The organism is Marinobacter sp. L-13 (assembly GCF_056857715.1).
In genome coordinates this window covers 13,860-30,118 of record NZ_JBSXNQ010000029.1, presented here as the reverse complement: position 1 = coordinate 30,118, position 16,259 = coordinate 13,860, and the positions used below count along the sequence as shown (strand labels likewise).

11 protein-coding genes and 2 pseudogenes are annotated in these 16,259 nt (G+C 57.5%); 3 read left to right on the top strand and 10 right to left on the bottom strand.

What is annotated here, in order from left to right; translation table 11 throughout:
* Window positions 1-89: 89 nt before the first annotated feature.
* Window positions 90-785, bottom strand: a complete 696-nt coding sequence (locus tag AC13DD_RS01675; protein ID WP_482930754.1) for a hypothetical protein — start codon at window positions 783-785, stop codon at window positions 90-92.
* A 15-nt stretch (window positions 786-800) separates the two neighbouring features.
* Complete coding sequence (locus AC13DD_RS01670) at window positions 801-1,535, bottom strand: HupE/UreJ family protein (protein ID WP_303293705.1); 735 nt, start codon at window positions 1,533-1,535, stop codon at window positions 801-803.
* Between the two features lie 512 nt (window positions 1,536-2,047).
* Here AC13DD_RS01670 and AC13DD_RS01665 point away from each other — a divergent pair.
* Window positions 2,048-2,149, top strand: a pseudogene (locus tag AC13DD_RS01665) (metal-sensing transcriptional repressor); the annotation flags it as partial.
* Between the two features lie 18 nt (window positions 2,150-2,167).
* Here the strand turns inward: AC13DD_RS01665 and dmeF are convergent.
* The 4 genes and pseudogenes from dmeF to AC13DD_RS01645 form a co-directional block, all read right to left on the bottom strand.
* A pseudogene (gene dmeF / locus AC13DD_RS01660) lies at window positions 2,168-2,917 on the bottom strand (CDF family Co(II)/Ni(II) efflux transporter DmeF); the annotation flags it as partial.
* 253 nt (window positions 2,918-3,170) lie between these two features.
* The gene (locus tag AC13DD_RS01655) at window positions 3,171-4,754 is read right to left on the bottom strand and encodes a BCCT family transporter (protein ID WP_008169995.1); all 1,584 of its coding nucleotides are present in this window, start codon (window positions 4,752-4,754) and stop codon (window positions 3,171-3,173) included.
* A gap of 229 nt (window positions 4,755-4,983) precedes the next feature.
* The gene (locus AC13DD_RS01650; RefSeq protein WP_286894809.1) at window positions 4,984-5,991 is read right to left on the bottom strand and encodes a hydroxyacid dehydrogenase; all 1,008 of its coding nucleotides are present in this window, start codon (window positions 5,989-5,991) and stop codon (window positions 4,984-4,986) included.
* Between the two features lie 99 nt (window positions 5,992-6,090).
* On the bottom strand, window positions 6,091-8,391 hold the full coding sequence (locus AC13DD_RS01645) for a copper-transporting P-type ATPase (RefSeq protein WP_482930759.1): 2,301 nt from the start codon (window positions 8,389-8,391) through the stop codon (window positions 6,091-6,093).
* Between the two features lie 374 nt (window positions 8,392-8,765).
* Between AC13DD_RS01645 and AC13DD_RS01640 the strand changes: the two genes are divergently transcribed.
* Together AC13DD_RS01640 and AC13DD_RS01635 are read left to right on the top strand one after the other, a co-directional pair.
* Window positions 8,766-9,806, top strand: coding sequence for a type II glyceraldehyde-3-phosphate dehydrogenase (locus tag AC13DD_RS01640; RefSeq protein ID WP_053114010.1), 1,041 nt, complete (start codon window positions 8,766-8,768; stop codon window positions 9,804-9,806).
* A gap of 2 nt (window positions 9,807-9,808) precedes the next feature.
* Window positions 9,809-10,924 (top strand): phospholipase D-like domain-containing protein, encoded by a 1,116-nt coding sequence (locus AC13DD_RS01635; RefSeq protein WP_091854524.1) that lies wholly within the window; start codon window positions 9,809-9,811, stop codon window positions 10,922-10,924.
* 111 nt (window positions 10,925-11,035) lie between these two features.
* Here AC13DD_RS01635 and AC13DD_RS01630 read toward each other — a convergent pair whose 3' ends face one another.
* From AC13DD_RS01630 to AC13DD_RS01615, 4 genes are all read right to left on the bottom strand, one after another.
* Window positions 11,036-11,422, bottom strand: coding sequence for a DUF302 domain-containing protein (locus AC13DD_RS01630; RefSeq protein WP_091854522.1), 387 nt, complete (start codon window positions 11,420-11,422; stop codon window positions 11,036-11,038).
* A 75-nt stretch (window positions 11,423-11,497) separates the two neighbouring features.
* Entirely contained in the window at window positions 11,498-12,907 is a 1,410-nt protein-coding gene (locus AC13DD_RS01625) for a hypothetical protein (RefSeq protein ID WP_482930753.1), read from the bottom strand.
* A 31-nt stretch (window positions 12,908-12,938) separates the two neighbouring features.
* Complete coding sequence (locus AC13DD_RS01620; RefSeq protein WP_482930752.1) at window positions 12,939-13,787, bottom strand: outer membrane lipoprotein-sorting protein; 849 nt, start codon at window positions 13,785-13,787, stop codon at window positions 12,939-12,941.
* Complete coding sequence (locus AC13DD_RS01615; RefSeq protein ID WP_482930751.1) at window positions 13,784-16,246, bottom strand: efflux RND transporter permease subunit; 2,463 nt, start codon at window positions 16,244-16,246, stop codon at window positions 13,784-13,786. Before AC13DD_RS01615 ends, AC13DD_RS01620 begins: the two co-directional genes overlap by 4 nt.
* Between the last annotated feature and the right edge of the window lie 13 nt (window positions 16,247-16,259).

Sequence of the window (16,259 nt, the reverse complement as noted above, 5' to 3'; positions counted from 1 at the left end):
AACTGTAGAACATTAAGTTACTTAAGCACGGTCCGGACCTATGAAAGCATAGGCCCGGAGACCCCTCGGCGCTTATTCGTTGGTGAACGTCACAACATCTTTTTAAACTGCCCGTAGTCTCCTCCGGTACGCAGTACCAGAGTGATGTCGTTGTCGTTCCGATTTCTGAAAAACCAGCCATGATTGCCGGTAAAGGCTGCCTCCAGCTCGCCCTCGTCTTCAGGCACGCCCCGGCCTTTCTCGTAGGAAATTGACTGACCACCTCCATCGCCATGAGTATCGAAGTTGATCGGGCCACCTTCTGACACCCAGGAGAACCGGGCTGTAGCACCTTCCTCCATAGTAAGTTTGAATTCGGTGCCTTCTCCCGGTGTGAGAATCACGCGCACTTCATCCTGCCACTGCGGTTCCGCAATTTCTGGTGCAGGCGCAGATTCTGGCTCAGAAGACGCAACCTCTGCTTCCGGTGAGGGGGCTGGCTTCTCAACGGCTTCATCCACGACAGGTGCATTGACTTCCGGCGCCTCTCGCTCAGTTGAGGATTGAACAGCAACCATCTGAGCAGCTTCGTCAGCAGCAGCCTCTTCGGCGAGCTGCTCCTTGATCTCACCCATTTCAGTCAGGCCCAAAAGGCGACCTGCGCCGGTTGGGTCCAGGGCGTATTCGGCGGGCATGACCACGGTAGCCAGCAGAACCAGCGCCACAAAAGCGGCAATGATGGTGGATCGAACCAGTTTGGCAGTGCTGGGCAGTTCTTCACGGTTGGGTATATCGGTGTTGTACATAAAAAATCTCCAGAATCAGGCGACAAAGTAACCGGTAAGCTGATAGCCAAAGAGCAGAAAACCTGCACTCATCATGGCCACGTTGGCGGTGTAGGCATGGCGGAAAAAGCCGTCGGTTTTTCGCCAGAAGCTGATAGCAATGAGGATCATGGCCAGGGCGATGAGCTGTCCGATTTCCACACCCACGTTGAAGGCGAGGAGGTTCGGAATCAGGCCGTCCGGCGAGATGTCGTATTCGATGATCTTGGTAGACAGGCCGAAACCATGGAAGAACCCGAAAATCAACGTGGCGGCCTTGGTGTTGGGCTGGAAGCCAAACCACCGCTGATAGGCACCGATGTTGTCCAGCGCCTTGTAGACGATGGACAGACCGATAATCGCATCAATGAGGTAGCTGTTGATGCCCACGTTGAAGTACACCCCCAGCAACATTGTGGTGGAATGCCCGAGGGCAAACAGGCTCACGTAGATCGCGATGTGCTTCATCTGGTAGAGGAAGAAGATGACACCCAGCAGGAACAGCAGGTGGTCATAGCCGGTGACCATGTGTTTGGCCCCCAGGTAGATGAACGAAATAAGGTTTATCCCGGTAATTTCCTGGATGTACCCCTTGTCGCCCTGAGCCACGGCATGGGCGAGTACGTCGGTACTCAGCCCCAGCAAGCCCAAAGTCAGAAATATCCAGAGTAGGCGATTACCTGTGCTCGTTGAGGACACACCACGGCATCGGCCTGTCAAGTTTGACAACATAAAGACTCCAATCGAATGTGTTTTCTTGGGCCGCCTCAGCGGCAAGAATCAAGCGGAAAGGAGAGCTTTTGGAGGGCGTTCAAGCCGATAGCGCAAACTGCGGGGAGAACCTCCGACAAAGGGCACGGGCTGCCGGAGAACGGTCAGGCTTTGGGAAACAAACGGAACCCTGAGGTGGTCCACGGTCTCGTGGGTATGATTGCCAGCATCATGATGCACTGATGATGTCTCTGGCTCTTCGTCAAAATCATGGGTGTGTCCATGCGCACCATGACTGCTCGCTTGGCCGTCAAACTGCGATTCCCAGTCGCCTGCCAAGTTGGCCACACCATGAGAGAATGACTCGCCAATCACCGATAGTGACAGGCCCGCCAATGCAAGGAGTATGACGAGCGTTGGAAGCAGTTTTCTCGGGTGAATGGCCGAAATCATCAATCTACTGCGTCGAGTCTGTGGTTGGATTTCAACGAGAACGGAGGATACCATCCCCCCGTGGGGGATAGGAATTAAAAATGGTAAATGATCACACGCATCAATCTCACCCGAACATTATCAAACGTCTGAAGCGGGCAAACGGCCATCTTGAAAGCGTGATTGGCATGATTGACCAGGGACTGGCAGTGTGCCTGAATGCGCTTTTTATAGACTGTAGGCGACTCGGGCTGATGCGAGACGACTGAGACAATAGCCGCATGAATGTTTGGGCCTATCGCCCACACATGCAGATCACTGACTTTGGCATCGTCGTCTTCGACGGCCTGTCTGACGGTTTCCTCCATGTCCTGATGCTGCTCGTCGAGGAGGACCTTTGAGGTCTCTTTCAGCAGATGCCAGGACCAACGGGTTACCAGAATCGCACCGATAATCCCCATCATCGGGTCCATCCAGTTCCACCCGGCATATTTACCCGCCAGAAGGGCAACAATAGCAAGGACTGACGTCAGCGCATCCGCAAGTACATGAAGGTAGGCCGCACGGCGGTTGTGGTCATGGTGATGATGGTGGTGACCGTGATCATGGCCGTGACTGTGACCATGATCATGGCCTGCATCCCCCAGTATCCAGGCTGACACCCCGTTGACCACCAGGCCAATGATGGCCACAAAAATAGCCCCATCGAAAGAAATGGGGACGGGCTGAATAAAACGCCCGACGCTCTCGATGACCATGTAGAGCGCAAAGACAGCCAGCAGAATCGCGCCGGTAAAGCCGCCCAGCGCATTGACCTTCCCCGTCCCGAAAGAGAACCTGGCGCTGCCCGCGTTTTTCCTGGCATACGCATAGGCGAAGGCGGCAATACCCAGAGCCACCGCGTGCGAACCCATGTGCAGGCCATCAGCCAGCAAAGCCATTGAGCCATAAACGATCCCGGCCAGGATCAAAACCAGCTTTTGACCTATCCCCCCTGGGGGGATGGCATGAGAATGCTACTGTAGCCAGATGGCTTCAACAACCTTGACAGAGGGGGCAGTGTCCAATTCGGCATACTCTCACCCTCCCCCCGATGAAGACGAGTAAACCAAGGTGCTATCGCTTTCCAACATGGCTTACGATCTGGAAGACCTCATCAGCCCTGCGCTCACGAGGCCAGGGGTCATGTCGCTGAACCTGGTTGTGAGCTTTGCAGGGGGGCAGTCATGCCTTATCCGATCCGGTCCATGGCTCAGCGGCCCGGTGTTGCTTACAACCCTCCCGGGGTGCCGTCAGCGGCTCATGATGCAGCGCCTTCAACAGGCCAGCTGTCATAGCAACGATAACCAGCGAGAATGGCAGGGCCGCGAGGATGACCGCATCCTGGAGGACGGCAATACCTCCCGCCACTAGCAATACCGCGGTCAATACTCCGTTGCCAATGGCCCAGCCTGCTCTCGACGCCTTGGGAGGCTCAAGCTGCCCTCCTGATAAAATGATATTGACCACCAATGCGCCGGAGTCAGCAGACGTTATAAAGTAGATGCTGATAAGGAGCGTTGCCACCAGACCCATCAAAAATTTAATTGAGTCAGTCGTCTGCAGGTGCTCAATGGTCGCGAAAAGTGCATAGGCGATGTCTTTATTGACCGCCTCAACAATTCCGCCACCCCCGAATAGCTCGCTGTGGAGTGCAGCGCCCCCCATCACCGAGATCCATACAAAAGTCACCAGCGTTGGTAAGAGAAGAACCCCGAAAACAAACTCTCTCAGGGTTCGGCCGCGGGATATCCGGGCGATAAACAACCCGACAAAAGGTGACCAGGCCAGCCACCAGCCCCAGAAAAACACCGTCCAGGTCGATTGCCAATTTCCCGGTTCATTGGCGCCAACATAGAATGTCATGATCAATAGACTATCCAGGTAACCGCCAATTTCCTGCACCAACAACCCTGCCATGTAATCAAAGGGGCCAATAATCATAAAGGCGGCGAGTAAAATCAGCGTTAGCCAAAGATTTACCTCACTCAATATTTTCACGCCCCGCCTGACCCCAGAAACCACCGAAATCGTCGCGATTACAGTAACCACGGCGACCACCGACAGCTCCACCCAAAGAGACGCCTCCACGGAGAAAAGCCACTTGAGCCCCGTGCCAGTCTGACGGGCTCCCAGCCCCAGCGTCGTCGCCAGACCAAATACAGTCGCAAAAACAGCGAGCGCGTCAACGACGTGCCCCCAAAAGCCAAAGATTCTTTCACCAATAAACGGGTACAGCGCTGATCGAGGCGCGAGCGGGAGATCATGGCGATAGCTGAAGTATCCGAATGCAATCGCGACCAACGCAAAAATAGCCCATCCGTTCAGCCCCCAGTGGAAAAACGACAATTGAATTGCAGTAGACGCAGCGGAGGGAGTAAAGCCCTCCGAAGTAAAAGGGTTACCCTGAAAGTGCATGATTGGCTCGGCGATGCTCCAGAACAGCAGCCCCACACCCGTGCCGGCCGCAAACAGCATCGCCAACCAGGGAAAAAGCCGGTATTCCGGTTGTTCGTAGTCTTTACCAAGGCGCACGTTCTTGTAACGCCCCAGCCCTAGCCAAATAACAAATGCCGTCAGAAACGCAACCAGTGCCACATACCACCAGCGCAGCAGACCATCCACGTACGAGGAAACATAATCAAGCGCATACGCAAACTCAGACTGCCAGATCAGCGCGCCAGCAAGGGTCAAACCAATGGCGCCAATGCTGAATAGTGACGGCAAGATGGGTTGTTGGAGATGGCTATTGCCTTTTTCGTTCCACATGATGATTAGCCTTTTATTATGCCCTGGTCTGCCAATAGCGATGCTCGTATAAATTACGAAAAATGCTGCAGTTATTATCTGAATTCACGACCCCAGGAGAGCGGTACCAAGTCTCATCCTCAGCATCTCCTTATTGCAGGTAACAACGAGAACCAATCCCGACAGCAGCACCAACAACACACCCCAGATCAAATAGGTATAGAGCATCGGCATAAAAAATCATCCTGGCTCAGTGTTTGTTCACAAGATTGCGGGGTGCACCCTCAATGAAGCCAACAATGTTTTCGCCAGTGGTCTTGAGGATTCTTTCGACAGCCTCTTTCGTATTGAACGCACTGTGGGGGGTGACGATGACGTTTCTCATGTGCTGAAGAACATGGTTGGCGAACAGCGTTTCCAGATCATGTTTCTTGTCAAAAAAGGAGCGGATCAATTCCGCCTCCTCCCTGATGGAGGGCTCATCCGGCAGTACATCAAGACCGGCAGCCGACACTTTCCCATCCGCCAGCGCGTACAGCAAAGCCTGGGTATCAACAACGGAGCCGCGAGCGGTATTAATCAGGACAACCCCGCGCTTCATCCGGGCGAACTCCCTGTCCGACAGAAGATGCTTGGCCGATTTGCTGCCAGGTACGTGCAGCGTCACCACATCGGACTGCTCAAGAAGACGATCCAAATCGACGTAAGACACGTTGTATTGATCCGCGAATACGTCATCCGGCCTGGGATCGCAGGCAAGAACGTTCAGGCGAAACCCCTGCGCTATTTCTACAACACGCTTTCCGATAGACCCGGTACCGATCACTCCCAGGGTTTTGCCTTGCAGGTCAAACCCCTGCAGGCCTTTCTGAGAAAAATCCCCCTTGCGAGTGCGATTGGTCGCCTCTGGAATCTTGTGGCTAATGGCAAGGAGCAGCGCAAAAACATGCTCCGCTACCGTCTGGTCACCGTAGACGGGCACATTGCTGACTGGAATCGCATTTCTGGTGCAATACTCCAAATCGATATGGTCGTATCCGGTCGAGCGGGTAGCAATGAACTTCAGATGCTCAAAACAGTCAAGGACCGAGTGGTCCAGGACCGAATGAACGAAAGGGGAGATGATATCGGCGTCCCTGTATAGCCCAACGTTGGCTGTTCCGAGTTCCTCGTCCGTGAAAACAACCTCATGATTGCAGCAGGCCTGCTGCAGAATATCGCACTCCCACTTCTCTGCCTCAAAGAACACAATTTTCATTAGTTTTCCCTGGCCAAACTGATTTTTACTCCGACCTCAGCACTGAGCGCCACAGGATAGGACTTCCAGTGAGAGGTCATCGATATGGTCGTTTCGCGCCTAGACTTTCTCTCGACGCAAACGCAGGGAGTTCATTACCACCGACAATGAGGACGCGCTCATTGCAAAAGCGGCAAAGATAGGTCCTATCAGGATGCCAAAGAATGGGTAGAGCACACCAGCAGCCACCGGCACACCCGCACCGTTGTAGACCAAGGCAAAAAACAGGTTCTGCTTGATATTTCGCATCGTCGCCTGGGACAGCCGTCTGGCGCGGACAATACCGTCGAGGTTGCCCTTAACCAGGGTAAAGCCTGCGCTCTCAATGGCGACATCCGCGCCGGTTCCCATCGCAATGCCAACATCGGCCTGGGCCAGGGCGGGTGCGTCATTTACGCCGTCCCCCGCCATCGCTACCTTGCGCCCCTGGCTCTGAAGCTCGCGAATGATGCTGGCCTTGTCCTCTGGCAGCACATCGGCACGAATCTCATCGATACCGAGTTTACCCGCCACCGCCTTTGCCGTGCGCTCATTGTCGCCAGTTGCCATAATTATGCGGAAGCCAGCGGCGTGGAGGGCCTTGAGCGCAGCGGGTGTCGTTTCCTTGACCGGGTCGGCTACGCTGACAAGGCCTGCAACGGCGCCGTTAAGCACCACAAACATGACCGTTTCGCCTTCATCGCGTCTGCTATTGGCAACCTCCATCAGATGGCCACCGTCCAAGCCCAGCTCTTCCAGTAGTTTGGCATTGCCCAAAGCCACTGGCTTGCCATCCACAACACCCTTGACCCCCTTGCCTGTAACGGCTTCAAAGTCATCGGCCTTTCCAAGCATCACGTTACGTGCCTCGGCGCCTGAAACGATGGCTTCAGCGAGCGGATGCTCTGACCCTTTCTCCAGTGTGGCCGCAAGCCTGAGGACCTCGGTCTCGTCATGACCCGATTCCGGCAGCACCGCCACTAGTCTGGGCTTGCCTTCCGTCAAGGTACCGGTTTTATCCACAATCAAGGTATCCACCTTGGCAAAACGCTCCAGCGCTTCGGCGTTCTTAATCAGCACACCTAACTGGGCACCGCGCCCCGTAGCCGTCATGATCGACATAGGCGTAGCCAACCCCAATGCGCAAGGGCAAGCGATGATAAGCACCGCAACCGCAGACACGAGCGCATACGACAAAGCTGGCGCCGGTCCCCAGATGGCCCACGCCACAAAGGACAGGGCCGCCACGGCAATAACCGCTGGTACGAACTTGCCGGCCACCATATCGGCAAACTTCTGGATAGGCGCGCGGCTGCGCTGGGCATTGGCAACCATCTCGACGATTTGACTGAGCGTAGTATCCGCGCCAACCCGGGTCGCCTCCATAACCAGGCTTCCGGTACCGTTGATGGTGGCCCCGGTTACTTTGTCTCCCTCCACTTTCTCTACCGGAACCGGCTCCCCCGAAATCATAGATTCATCAATGGAAGAGCGACCTTCAACAACCACGCCGTCAACGGGCACCTTATCACCGGGCCGAACACGCAGGTGATCACCGACCTTCACATCCTCCAGAGCGACTTCTTCCTCGGTTCCATCGGGCCGGATCAGGCGCGCCGTTTTGGCGGCCATATCCAGCAACGCACGTATGGCTTTACCGGTGCCCTCACGGGCCCTCAGTTCCATCACCTGGCCCAGCAGGACCAGCGTGACGATAACGGCTGCCGCCTCAAAATAAACGCCGACGTTTCCTCCAGAATCCCGGAAGCCTTCCGGGAAGATCCCTGGCACAAGGACCGCTACGATGCTGAAGATATAGGCCGCCCCAACTCCCATGCCGATCAGGCTGAACATATTCAGGTTCATTGTCCGAAACGAGATGTAACCGCGAGCAAAGAAGGGCCAGCCGGACCATAGGATTACAGGAGTAGCAAGCACCAGTTCAATCCAGAGTGACAAACGCTCACCGAAGAAGTCGCGAACCTCCATGACACCGATATAGGGAGTCATGGTCAAAATCAGCAAGGGCACTGAAAATGCCAGGGCAACCCAGAGCCGATGAGAAAAGTCCACCAACTCCGGGTTGGGCCCCTCATCTTCCGCGGTGGCCGATTCCTGCTCCAGTCCCATACCGCACAGAGGACATGCCCCGGGCTTTGTCTGTCGGACTTGAGGGTGCATGGGACAAGTGTAAACCACCCCCGAATACCCGGGTGGTACACGGTCATATGTTCGATCGTCGCCTGACGGTTTTTCATGATCTCCAGAACAATGGTGAGAGTGATCTGAATGAGAACTCACTTTATTGTTTTCCAGAGGCACAAGGTGCATCCCGCATTTCGGGCAATTCCCAGGCTCATCAGATATGACCTCCGGATGCATCGGGCAGGTATACTGGCCCTCCGACTCCTTCCCAGCACTATCTTTGATAGCAGAACTATTTTCTTTGGCAGACATCTTCCGATCATCCTTTCGATGGTTTCATACCATTCGAGCCTCTCAAGGTTCGACCCGGTCATAAGCAATGTAGTTGCCCTCTACTGCACCCCATTCCACTACACCCGGCTGAACTGAACCTGAAAAGCACTTCTGCGCTTTGCATTTTTTTGATCACCATCAACTTTTCGGTAAAGCCATTGCCCTGAGGTACACGTCAAACCGGACTTTCAGCTGAAATTCAGTCTTTGTCTATAATCTGGTCACTTAAGCAACATAACAGTTCGCTCGCCCCTTTTCAGAAGCTGGAGATACAAAAGATGGTCGGTCAGAGAATTATTCGCGTCGCGGTCAACGGTTATGGCGTTATCGGCAAACGGGTAGCGCAAGCCGTTGCGGTACAAAAAGACATGGCTGTGGCTGGCGTAGCTGATGTCGCGCAGGACTGGCGAGTGAGGGCCGCGCTGAGTAGAGGGTATGCCCTGTACGGCGCGACTGAGGAGCACGCCGTTGCCATGGGCGCAGCCGGGCTTGATGTTTCCGGCACACTGGATGACTTACTTGAAGCCGCGGACATCGTGGTGGACTGTACACCGAAACACCTGGCCAGCAAGAATATCGAAACCTACCGGCGGCTCGGTATCAGGTTCATCGTTCATGGCGGCGAGAAACATCAAAGCACGGGCCATTCATTCGTTGCCGAGGCCAACTACGCCAGCGCTGTCGGCCGTGACTGCACACGCGTCGTATCGTGCAACACGACGTCGATCATTCGTACCCTGTCAGCGCTCAAACGCCACGGCTTGCTGGACCGGGCACGGGGAACCCTTCTGCGCCGGGCCACCGATCCCTGGGAGAGCCACCAGGGCGGGATCATGAATACCGTCGTGCCAGAGCCGGAGATTCCCAGTCACCAGGGCCCGGATGCCCAAAGTGTCGACCCGGACCTGGATGTGGTAACCATGGCGGTCAAGGTTCCGGAGACACTGGCCCACCTGCACTACTGGTCCGTTCAACTGACACGTGAGGCGAGCAAGGACGAAGTGCTCGATGCGTTCCGCACCTCCTCCCGCATTGTTTTCCTCCGGAACAGCGACGGGCTAAGCGCGATCAACAGCGTCAAGGAGTTGATGGCCGACCTTGGCCGACCTCACGACAGCCTGTATGAAGTCGCGCTTTGGGAAGACATGCTCAAAGTGCAGGGCAATGAGCTGTTTTATGCCTATATGGTCGACAACCAGGCGATTGTTGTTCCGGAAACCATCGATGCCATACGCGCACTGACCGGGGCCGAACCCGATGCGGAAACGTCGATCAGAGACACCAACGACAGCCTGGGTATCGGCTCTTTGGGGTTATAGATATGGACGGCAACCCCGGCGACGTCGCCTGTGAACCCGAGGGCGGAGCCGTGAAGGGTGTGTTCAGGCTGTTCGGTGAGGGAGACGAACTCTATGCGGAGATGATTCGCTCGGTCCGTGCTGCCACCCAGCGTATCTTTCTTGCTTCGTATATCCTCGCGGCGGACGAGGTGGGGACTGAACTGCTTGATGAACTGATGAAGCAGTCCCGCCACGGCCTCGACGTGCGCATTCACGTTGATGCGCTGGGCTCAAGCAGCGTTCTTACCCGAAAGCACCGACGCCAGCTCAGAGCCGCCGGCATCCGTCTTCAGCGCTTTCACCGCTGGAGCTGGCGGCAACCGATGCGTTACAACCGTCGCGACCATCGCAAGCTGCTGGTCATTGACGGCAAAACAGCGTACCTCGGCGGCTTCAACATTCATCGCGAAGGCTCGAGGCGCTATTACGGCCCAAAGCGTTGGCGCGACGTGCATGTGTGCTTCGAGGGGCCTCTGGCGGCGGAGGCTGACGCTCTGTTTGACGCCTTCTGGTGCGGTCACCCTGACTGGAGCCCACAGAGTCATACCATCGGTGACAGCCGGATCACTCCCAATACCACACGCGCCTGCCGCATCCAGCTGCGGTGCTCCATCAAAGACCAACTGGCCGGAGCATCCGACAAAATCTGGCTGGCGACGCCCTATTTCGTACCGGACCGGGGATTGCGCAAACAACTTGCTCTCGCGGCCCGCCGTGGAGTCGATGTGCGGATCCTGACCACCGAAAAGACCGACTCGACCCCCGCACAATGGGCGGCCCGCGCCATTTACGGAGAACTGTTGGAACACGGCGTTCGCATATTCGAGTACACGCCCCGGCTAATGCATTCCAAAGTGCTGCTCGTTGACGATGTCTGGGGAAGCATAGGGACAGCGAACTTCGACTACAGAAGTTTGTTTATTAACTATGAACTGACGCTGATTTCCACAAACGAAGCCTTGAATGGCCAGTTAAGAAACGAGTTCGTAACTGATTTGCTGGATGCCAGTGAAATCACTGGCATCGCCTGGAAACACCGCGGCTTCATGAAAGGCGTGTATGACACGCTTGGCCTGTTGCTACGCAAGTGGCTTTGACGTGGGCCGGCTTAGATCGGGGCTCAACTTGCCTGGTATGCCGAACCAAGGTCCCAGACACCCGGTGCGGCAATGATTAAAGACACAGCGAGTGCTTTGGTGCGAGTCGAGTTAGACCGCCTTGATAATCTCAGACAGCCTATCTCTCACCTCACCCGCAATATGCTTGAGTTGCTCATTTTCGATCGCTGTCATGGATAACACGGGATCAACCGCACTGACTTCAACGCCCTCCGGGGTCTCGCGCAGTATGACATTGCACGGCAACATAGCGCCTACCCGGGGTTCCACGCCAATCGCTTCCCAGGCCATGGCCGGATTGCAGGCACCGAGAATTCGGTAGGCGAGCATGTCCTTGTCCAGTTTCTTTTTCATGGTGGCCTTGACGTCTATCTCCGTCAAAACCCCGAATCCCTGATCGGCCAGGGCCTTACGGGTTCGCTCATCCACGGTCTCGAAATCCACATTCTGAATTACGCGATTCATTGTGTAAGACATATACATCTCCTTTTCTTTAGGTAAACCGAGTAAGGCCTACAGTAGCCAGCCCTTCGATATCAACATCTAACCTTTTCAGAACCCATAGCGCACCCCCAGATACAGGTTATTGTTGTCCTCAAACTGACCGAAGAAGGTTTCCTCCCGGGCGCCGAAAAACAGGTTTCCGCCGGCTTCAACAGAGAGATGGTCATCAACCTGATAGCCCACCCGGGGGCGCAGGTACGCGTCCCGGTCCGAGGGCGAGTAGAACAGGAACAACGACCACTCCAGATTCTGGCTGTGTGTCAGCCATGTCAGCCGCTGGGTGAGGACGTGGCGATTCTCGTCCCGCACCGGGGCACCCGGGGGCAAGGTTCGCCGGTAGGCCTCATACTCATCCATGCGCTCCAGGTAGTACTGCAGGCCCAGGGTCAGGTTACGGGCAATTTCCTGCTCATAGCCGAGCAGCAGGCGCAGCTCGCTGTTGCGCACCGTGGGATCGTCGCCGTCGCGGTCGGTGCGGGAATCGTAATAACCCAGTTCGACGTTGCCGATGCCCGGCCCCACCGGCCCGCGCAGGCTGGCACCGAGCACCGACAGCGGAGGAAACCTGGCCCGACCGCTGGCCGGATCAGCCCCGGCCGGGCTCTTCCAGAAGCCGTCGTAGCCGTAGAGCGCGACCTCGTAGGCGCCAAGGTTACGGTACAGCCGGGCGGCCCATTCGTCGTCTTCGAACGCGTCCGCCGGGCGGTCCGCCAGTACAACCGCATTGCGCCCGGTCAGCCGCCCTTGCCCTGTGTTGAAGAAAGAGAGACGGCGGCCGTCGATGAAGCGATCAGCGTCAAACCGGGGGGTGTAGACAAGGTCAAGATTGGCCCAGCTGGAAAAAGCCGAGACCTTCAGCGCGTCCGAGGGCGCCTTGAGGTACTCCACATCGCGGCCGATAAAAAACGAGACCCAGTCCTTGGGAAACAGATCGTTGATGAACACCAGGTCGCCGGTTCCCCAGGTGAGTATCTGGCGCCCCAGCTTGACATCGGTGTCCGCGCTCGGCGAAAACACCAGGCTGGCCTCGCGCAGGTCGAACGCGCCCTCACCCGATTCCAGGTCCACCGACCGATCATCGTCCAGGTCGTCATAGAGAAAATCGCCGGTAAGGCGCAGCGTTACTCCCTTGAAATACTTCTCCGCCTCGAGCTGCAACCGGGTTTCGGCGATGGAGAGATCGCGCTGGTGAGGATCATCGCCCAGCCGGGTTCCGCCGCGGGCCTCCCAGAAGCCGCGCAGACGAAATGGCAGCGCCGCCGCAGCCGATCGGTCGGTGGTCTGTTCTGCTCCGGTCTCACCCCCGAGGCCCGCTGGCAGGGCCGGTTCTGCGGTATCACTGGCTGGCGCGCCCAGCCCCTCCGGCAGCTCGGGCGCGGCCGCCCATAGCGCCCCGGGCGCTGCACCGAGAACGATACCCGCCAGCAACATGCCCCAGAGCAGGCTTCTGGTGTTCATCCACGCCCTCCTGCCCTCAGTGCACCGGTGGTCACTGCAAGTACTCCTTTGGTGCCCGGCGCAGGTAGCGCTCCGAAAACACGTCTTCCGGCAGGCCCAGGTCATAGTCAATGCCGCTGTAGGTCAGTTCCGTGGTGCCACCGTTACGCAGATTCTCCATCCTCGCCTTGACGACCGTGGGGTAACCCTGAATGTTCTCCACCGCCAGCGCGGTGTAACGCCGGTAGAGGTTGCCACTGTCGTCGACATACTCGGTGCGAACCGGCAGGAACGACTGCTTGTGGATATAGATATCGTAGTAGGCGAACTCAACCTCCCCGGGCCGCTTGGGTGTGTTGCGCACTACGTAGTAATTGTCTGTGGTCTCGATCAGCTCATGGCTGTCGGCATCAATACTGCGCCCGGAGATATCCTCGTAAAAGAAATCCGAGCCGACAAAGCTGGTGCGTTTGTCGGAGGCAGCAATTCGCTTAACCAGATCCAGCGCCGGCAGGTACAGCCAACGGTCGTCGTCCCGGTCCTGGTGTTTCCACACCAGCAGCGTCATCTGGCTCACATCCGCCGGTCGCCGGAAATAAACATAGTACTTCTGCTCGCCACGGTAGGCACTCCCCTCAATGGCATCTGTCTCCGGGCCGTCCCGCCGCAAAATGGTAAGCTCGCGACTGCGGGTACGGCCCTGGCGGTCGGTGATGGTCATGGCGACCCTGGCGCGGCCATCACGCCCCTGGAAGTAGGAGACCATATTGGCCCGGTTGACAATGCGCTCCACCAAGGGCGCAGCGCCGGCATCCTGGGCCAGGGCAATGGGCGTGATGCCCAGCGCGATCACCACCAGGGCCAGCTTTTGGAACAGGGTAACAGGCCAGTATCTACTCATTGCACGCCTTCCTCTTGGTTTTGCGGATCCGGGGCGGCCCTGCGGGCACCGGGAAACAGCCATCGTTGCAGCAGGGTTACCAGTGCCGGCAGGATCAGCAGTGTGCTCAGGCCGGCGGTCAACAGAATGGCCGCGATAAATACCCCCACCGTCTGGTAGGGCACGAGCGGTGCGGCCAGCAGCGGCAGGAAACCAACGCCAAGCACGATGGCGTTGCGGGTTATCGCCCGTGCCGGCTCGCCGAACATCGGCGCCACCGAGCGACGCCAGGAGCCTGTCTCAGCCTGGGTGGCGCGGGCGCGGGCCAGGAAGTGGATGGCGTAGTCCACGGCGAGTCCCAGACTCAGGGCGCTCAGCACGGCGACCGGCATATCGTAGTTCTTGCCGATGATACCGATCAGACCGTAGATGGCCCCGATGGTCACAGTCAGGGGAATCATGCACAACAGTCCCCAGAGCAAAGAGCGGAACAATAAGGCCATCAGCAGGAGCACGACCACGAAACTGCCGAACAGGGCCATGGCCATGCCGCTGACCATTTTGTCCTGCCAGACCACATTGATATAGTTAAGACCAAACCAGCGTGCCTGGATCGACGCAGGCGGAGGGTTGGCCGCGATGAAGTCGTCGAGCGCCTGAACCACCCGGCTCATATCCCGGTTGTCGCCACTGGTAAGCTGAACCCAGATGCTGGCACGGCGGTAGTCGGGGGTAACGAAGTGCCAGAGATCCTGGGGGCGGTGGCCATTCTGGTAGGTGAGCAGGGTCTGCGCAACCGCCGCCGGACTGTCCGGAATGCGAAAGGCTCCGGCATCGCCGCCCAGCAGTTCGCGGTGAACGGTTTTGACCAGATCGGCGACGGAGTTGGACTTGCCGACCACGCCGGTCTCGCCCAGCCGCTGCTGCAACCTGGCGATGTAGCGCAGGACTTCGGGGCGTTTGAAGATCTGGTTGTCCTGGGCCGCGTTATCCCCCTCCGGAACCAGCGCCAGATAGGCCATGTAGGTGCCGCCGAAATGTTCGTTGAGCACCCGGTCTGCCACCCGGATGGGGTGCTCGGGCTCGAACCACTTGACCGGGTTATCGTTGATGCGGATCAGGCTGATGCCATAACCGGCGGCCACCACCACGACCATGGTAACCACCAGCACCGCCCTGGCGTGGCTGACCACGCCCTCGCCGAGGCGACGCAGCCAGCGCCCCATGACCGTATCCTGGTCCGGGTCCCCGGCGGCGTGACCGAAGCCGGTGAGCCGCCGCTCCGGCATCAGCATGATGTAAGCCGGAATGAAGGTCACCGTGCACAACCAGGCCAGGAACACACCAATCGCGATAAAGATGCCGAACACCTGAACGGGCGGGATCGGGGTGAGTGCCAGTGAGGCAAACCCCGCCATCGTCGTCAGGGTGGTGAACAGCATCGGTTTGAACAGTATCCCCATAACCTCCCGGATGGCCCGGTGGCGGTCACGATGCAGGGGATAGCGGTCGAAGAATTCCGAGAGGATATGCACCGCGTCCAGCACCGCAATGGGCATGATGAATACGGGGATCATCGAGCTCATGATGTGGACGGTGCTGCCGCTGATCACCAGCAGCGCCATGGTGCTCGCGGCCGCCACCATCGCCACGATCATCGCCGAGGTAATGAGCCGGATGTGGCGGAAGAACCACCACATCGCCAGGAAGATGACCAGCATTGCCAGTGGCGCCGAGATCGCCATCTGATAGAACATCTGCACACCGAACGTGTCCTCCGCCACGGGCAGCCCGGTGATGTAGACCTGATCGCCGGTATCCTTCCAGCCAGCGACTTTGTCAAGCAGGGCTTCGCGGACCCGGTAACTCATGTCCTTGCTGGTCAGCGGCAGGTAAAGGGCGACTGCCTTACCATCGGCGCTGACCAGGGTATTGTCGAACAGCGGAATGCGTTGCGCCCGCTCAAGAATAGCGAGCGCCTGGTTGCGGGTATCCGGCGGCTCTGGCATGAGCCAGCTGAAACGAACCGAGCCGACCCCCTCTTGCTCAATGTTGTCGACCCGCGAGAGCGCGAGCATATCCTCCTCAACCACGCCCTCCTGCCGGCCCGGGTTGTCCGGATCGGGCCACCTGAGCGTACTGGCATACTCCGTCAGCTCATAGATGCGCCGCAGCGAACCGACATTGAATACCCCGTCAGGGTTGCTTTCGTTGACCACACCCACCACGACCATGTCATAAAGCGAGAATTGCTCCTTCATGTCGTCGTGGAAAACGCGCACGGGTTCGTCGGAAGAGAGCATGTTCTCGGGGTCGGTATCGATGGTCAGCGGATTAAGCAGACCAAACCGCTCGGGCCAGACGCTTGGCAGCGCCGCCAGCGCCACCAGCGCCAGCGTGGCAACCACCATGGCCCAAACGGTCAGTCGAGGACGGTCAGTGGCGAACTGTAGCCACGAACTCTCGGTGTTTTCAGACATTTACAGTGCCTCC

Bases quoted from the DNA above. Each gene is read 5' to 3' on its own strand.
- AC13DD_RS01675 (WP_482930754.1), bottom strand. From the start codon at position 785: ATGTACAACACCGATATACCCAACCGTGAAGAACTGCCCAGCACTGCC.
- AC13DD_RS01670 (WP_303293705.1), bottom strand. From the start codon at position 1,535: ATGTTGTCAAACTTGACAGGCCGATGCCGTGGTGTGTCCTCAACGAGC.
- AC13DD_RS01655 (WP_008169995.1), bottom strand. From the start codon at position 4,754: ATGTGGAACGAAAAAGGCAATAGCCATCTCCAACAACCCATCTTGCCG.
- AC13DD_RS01650 (WP_286894809.1), bottom strand. From the start codon at position 5,991: ATGAAAATTGTGTTCTTTGAGGCAGAGAAGTGGGAGTGCGATATTCTG.
- AC13DD_RS01645 (WP_482930759.1), bottom strand. From the start codon at position 8,391: ATGCATCCGGAGGTCATATCTGATGAGCCTGGGAATTGCCCGAAATGC.
- AC13DD_RS01640 (WP_053114010.1), top strand. From the start codon at position 8,766: ATGGTCGGTCAGAGAATTATTCGCGTCGCGGTCAACGGTTATGGCGTT.
- AC13DD_RS01635 (WP_091854524.1), top strand. From the start codon at position 9,809: ATGGACGGCAACCCCGGCGACGTCGCCTGTGAACCCGAGGGCGGAGCC.
- AC13DD_RS01630 (WP_091854522.1), bottom strand. From the start codon at position 11,422: ATGTCTTACACAATGAATCGCGTAATTCAGAATGTGGATTTCGAGACC.
- AC13DD_RS01625 (WP_482930753.1), bottom strand. From the start codon at position 12,907: ATGAACACCAGAAGCCTGCTCTGGGGCATGTTGCTGGCGGGTATCGTT.
- AC13DD_RS01620 (WP_482930752.1), bottom strand. From the start codon at position 13,787: ATGAGTAGATACTGGCCTGTTACCCTGTTCCAAAAGCTGGCCCTGGTG.
- AC13DD_RS01615 (WP_482930751.1), bottom strand. From the start codon at position 16,246: ATGTCTGAAAACACCGAGAGTTCGTGGCTACAGTTCGCCACTGACCGT.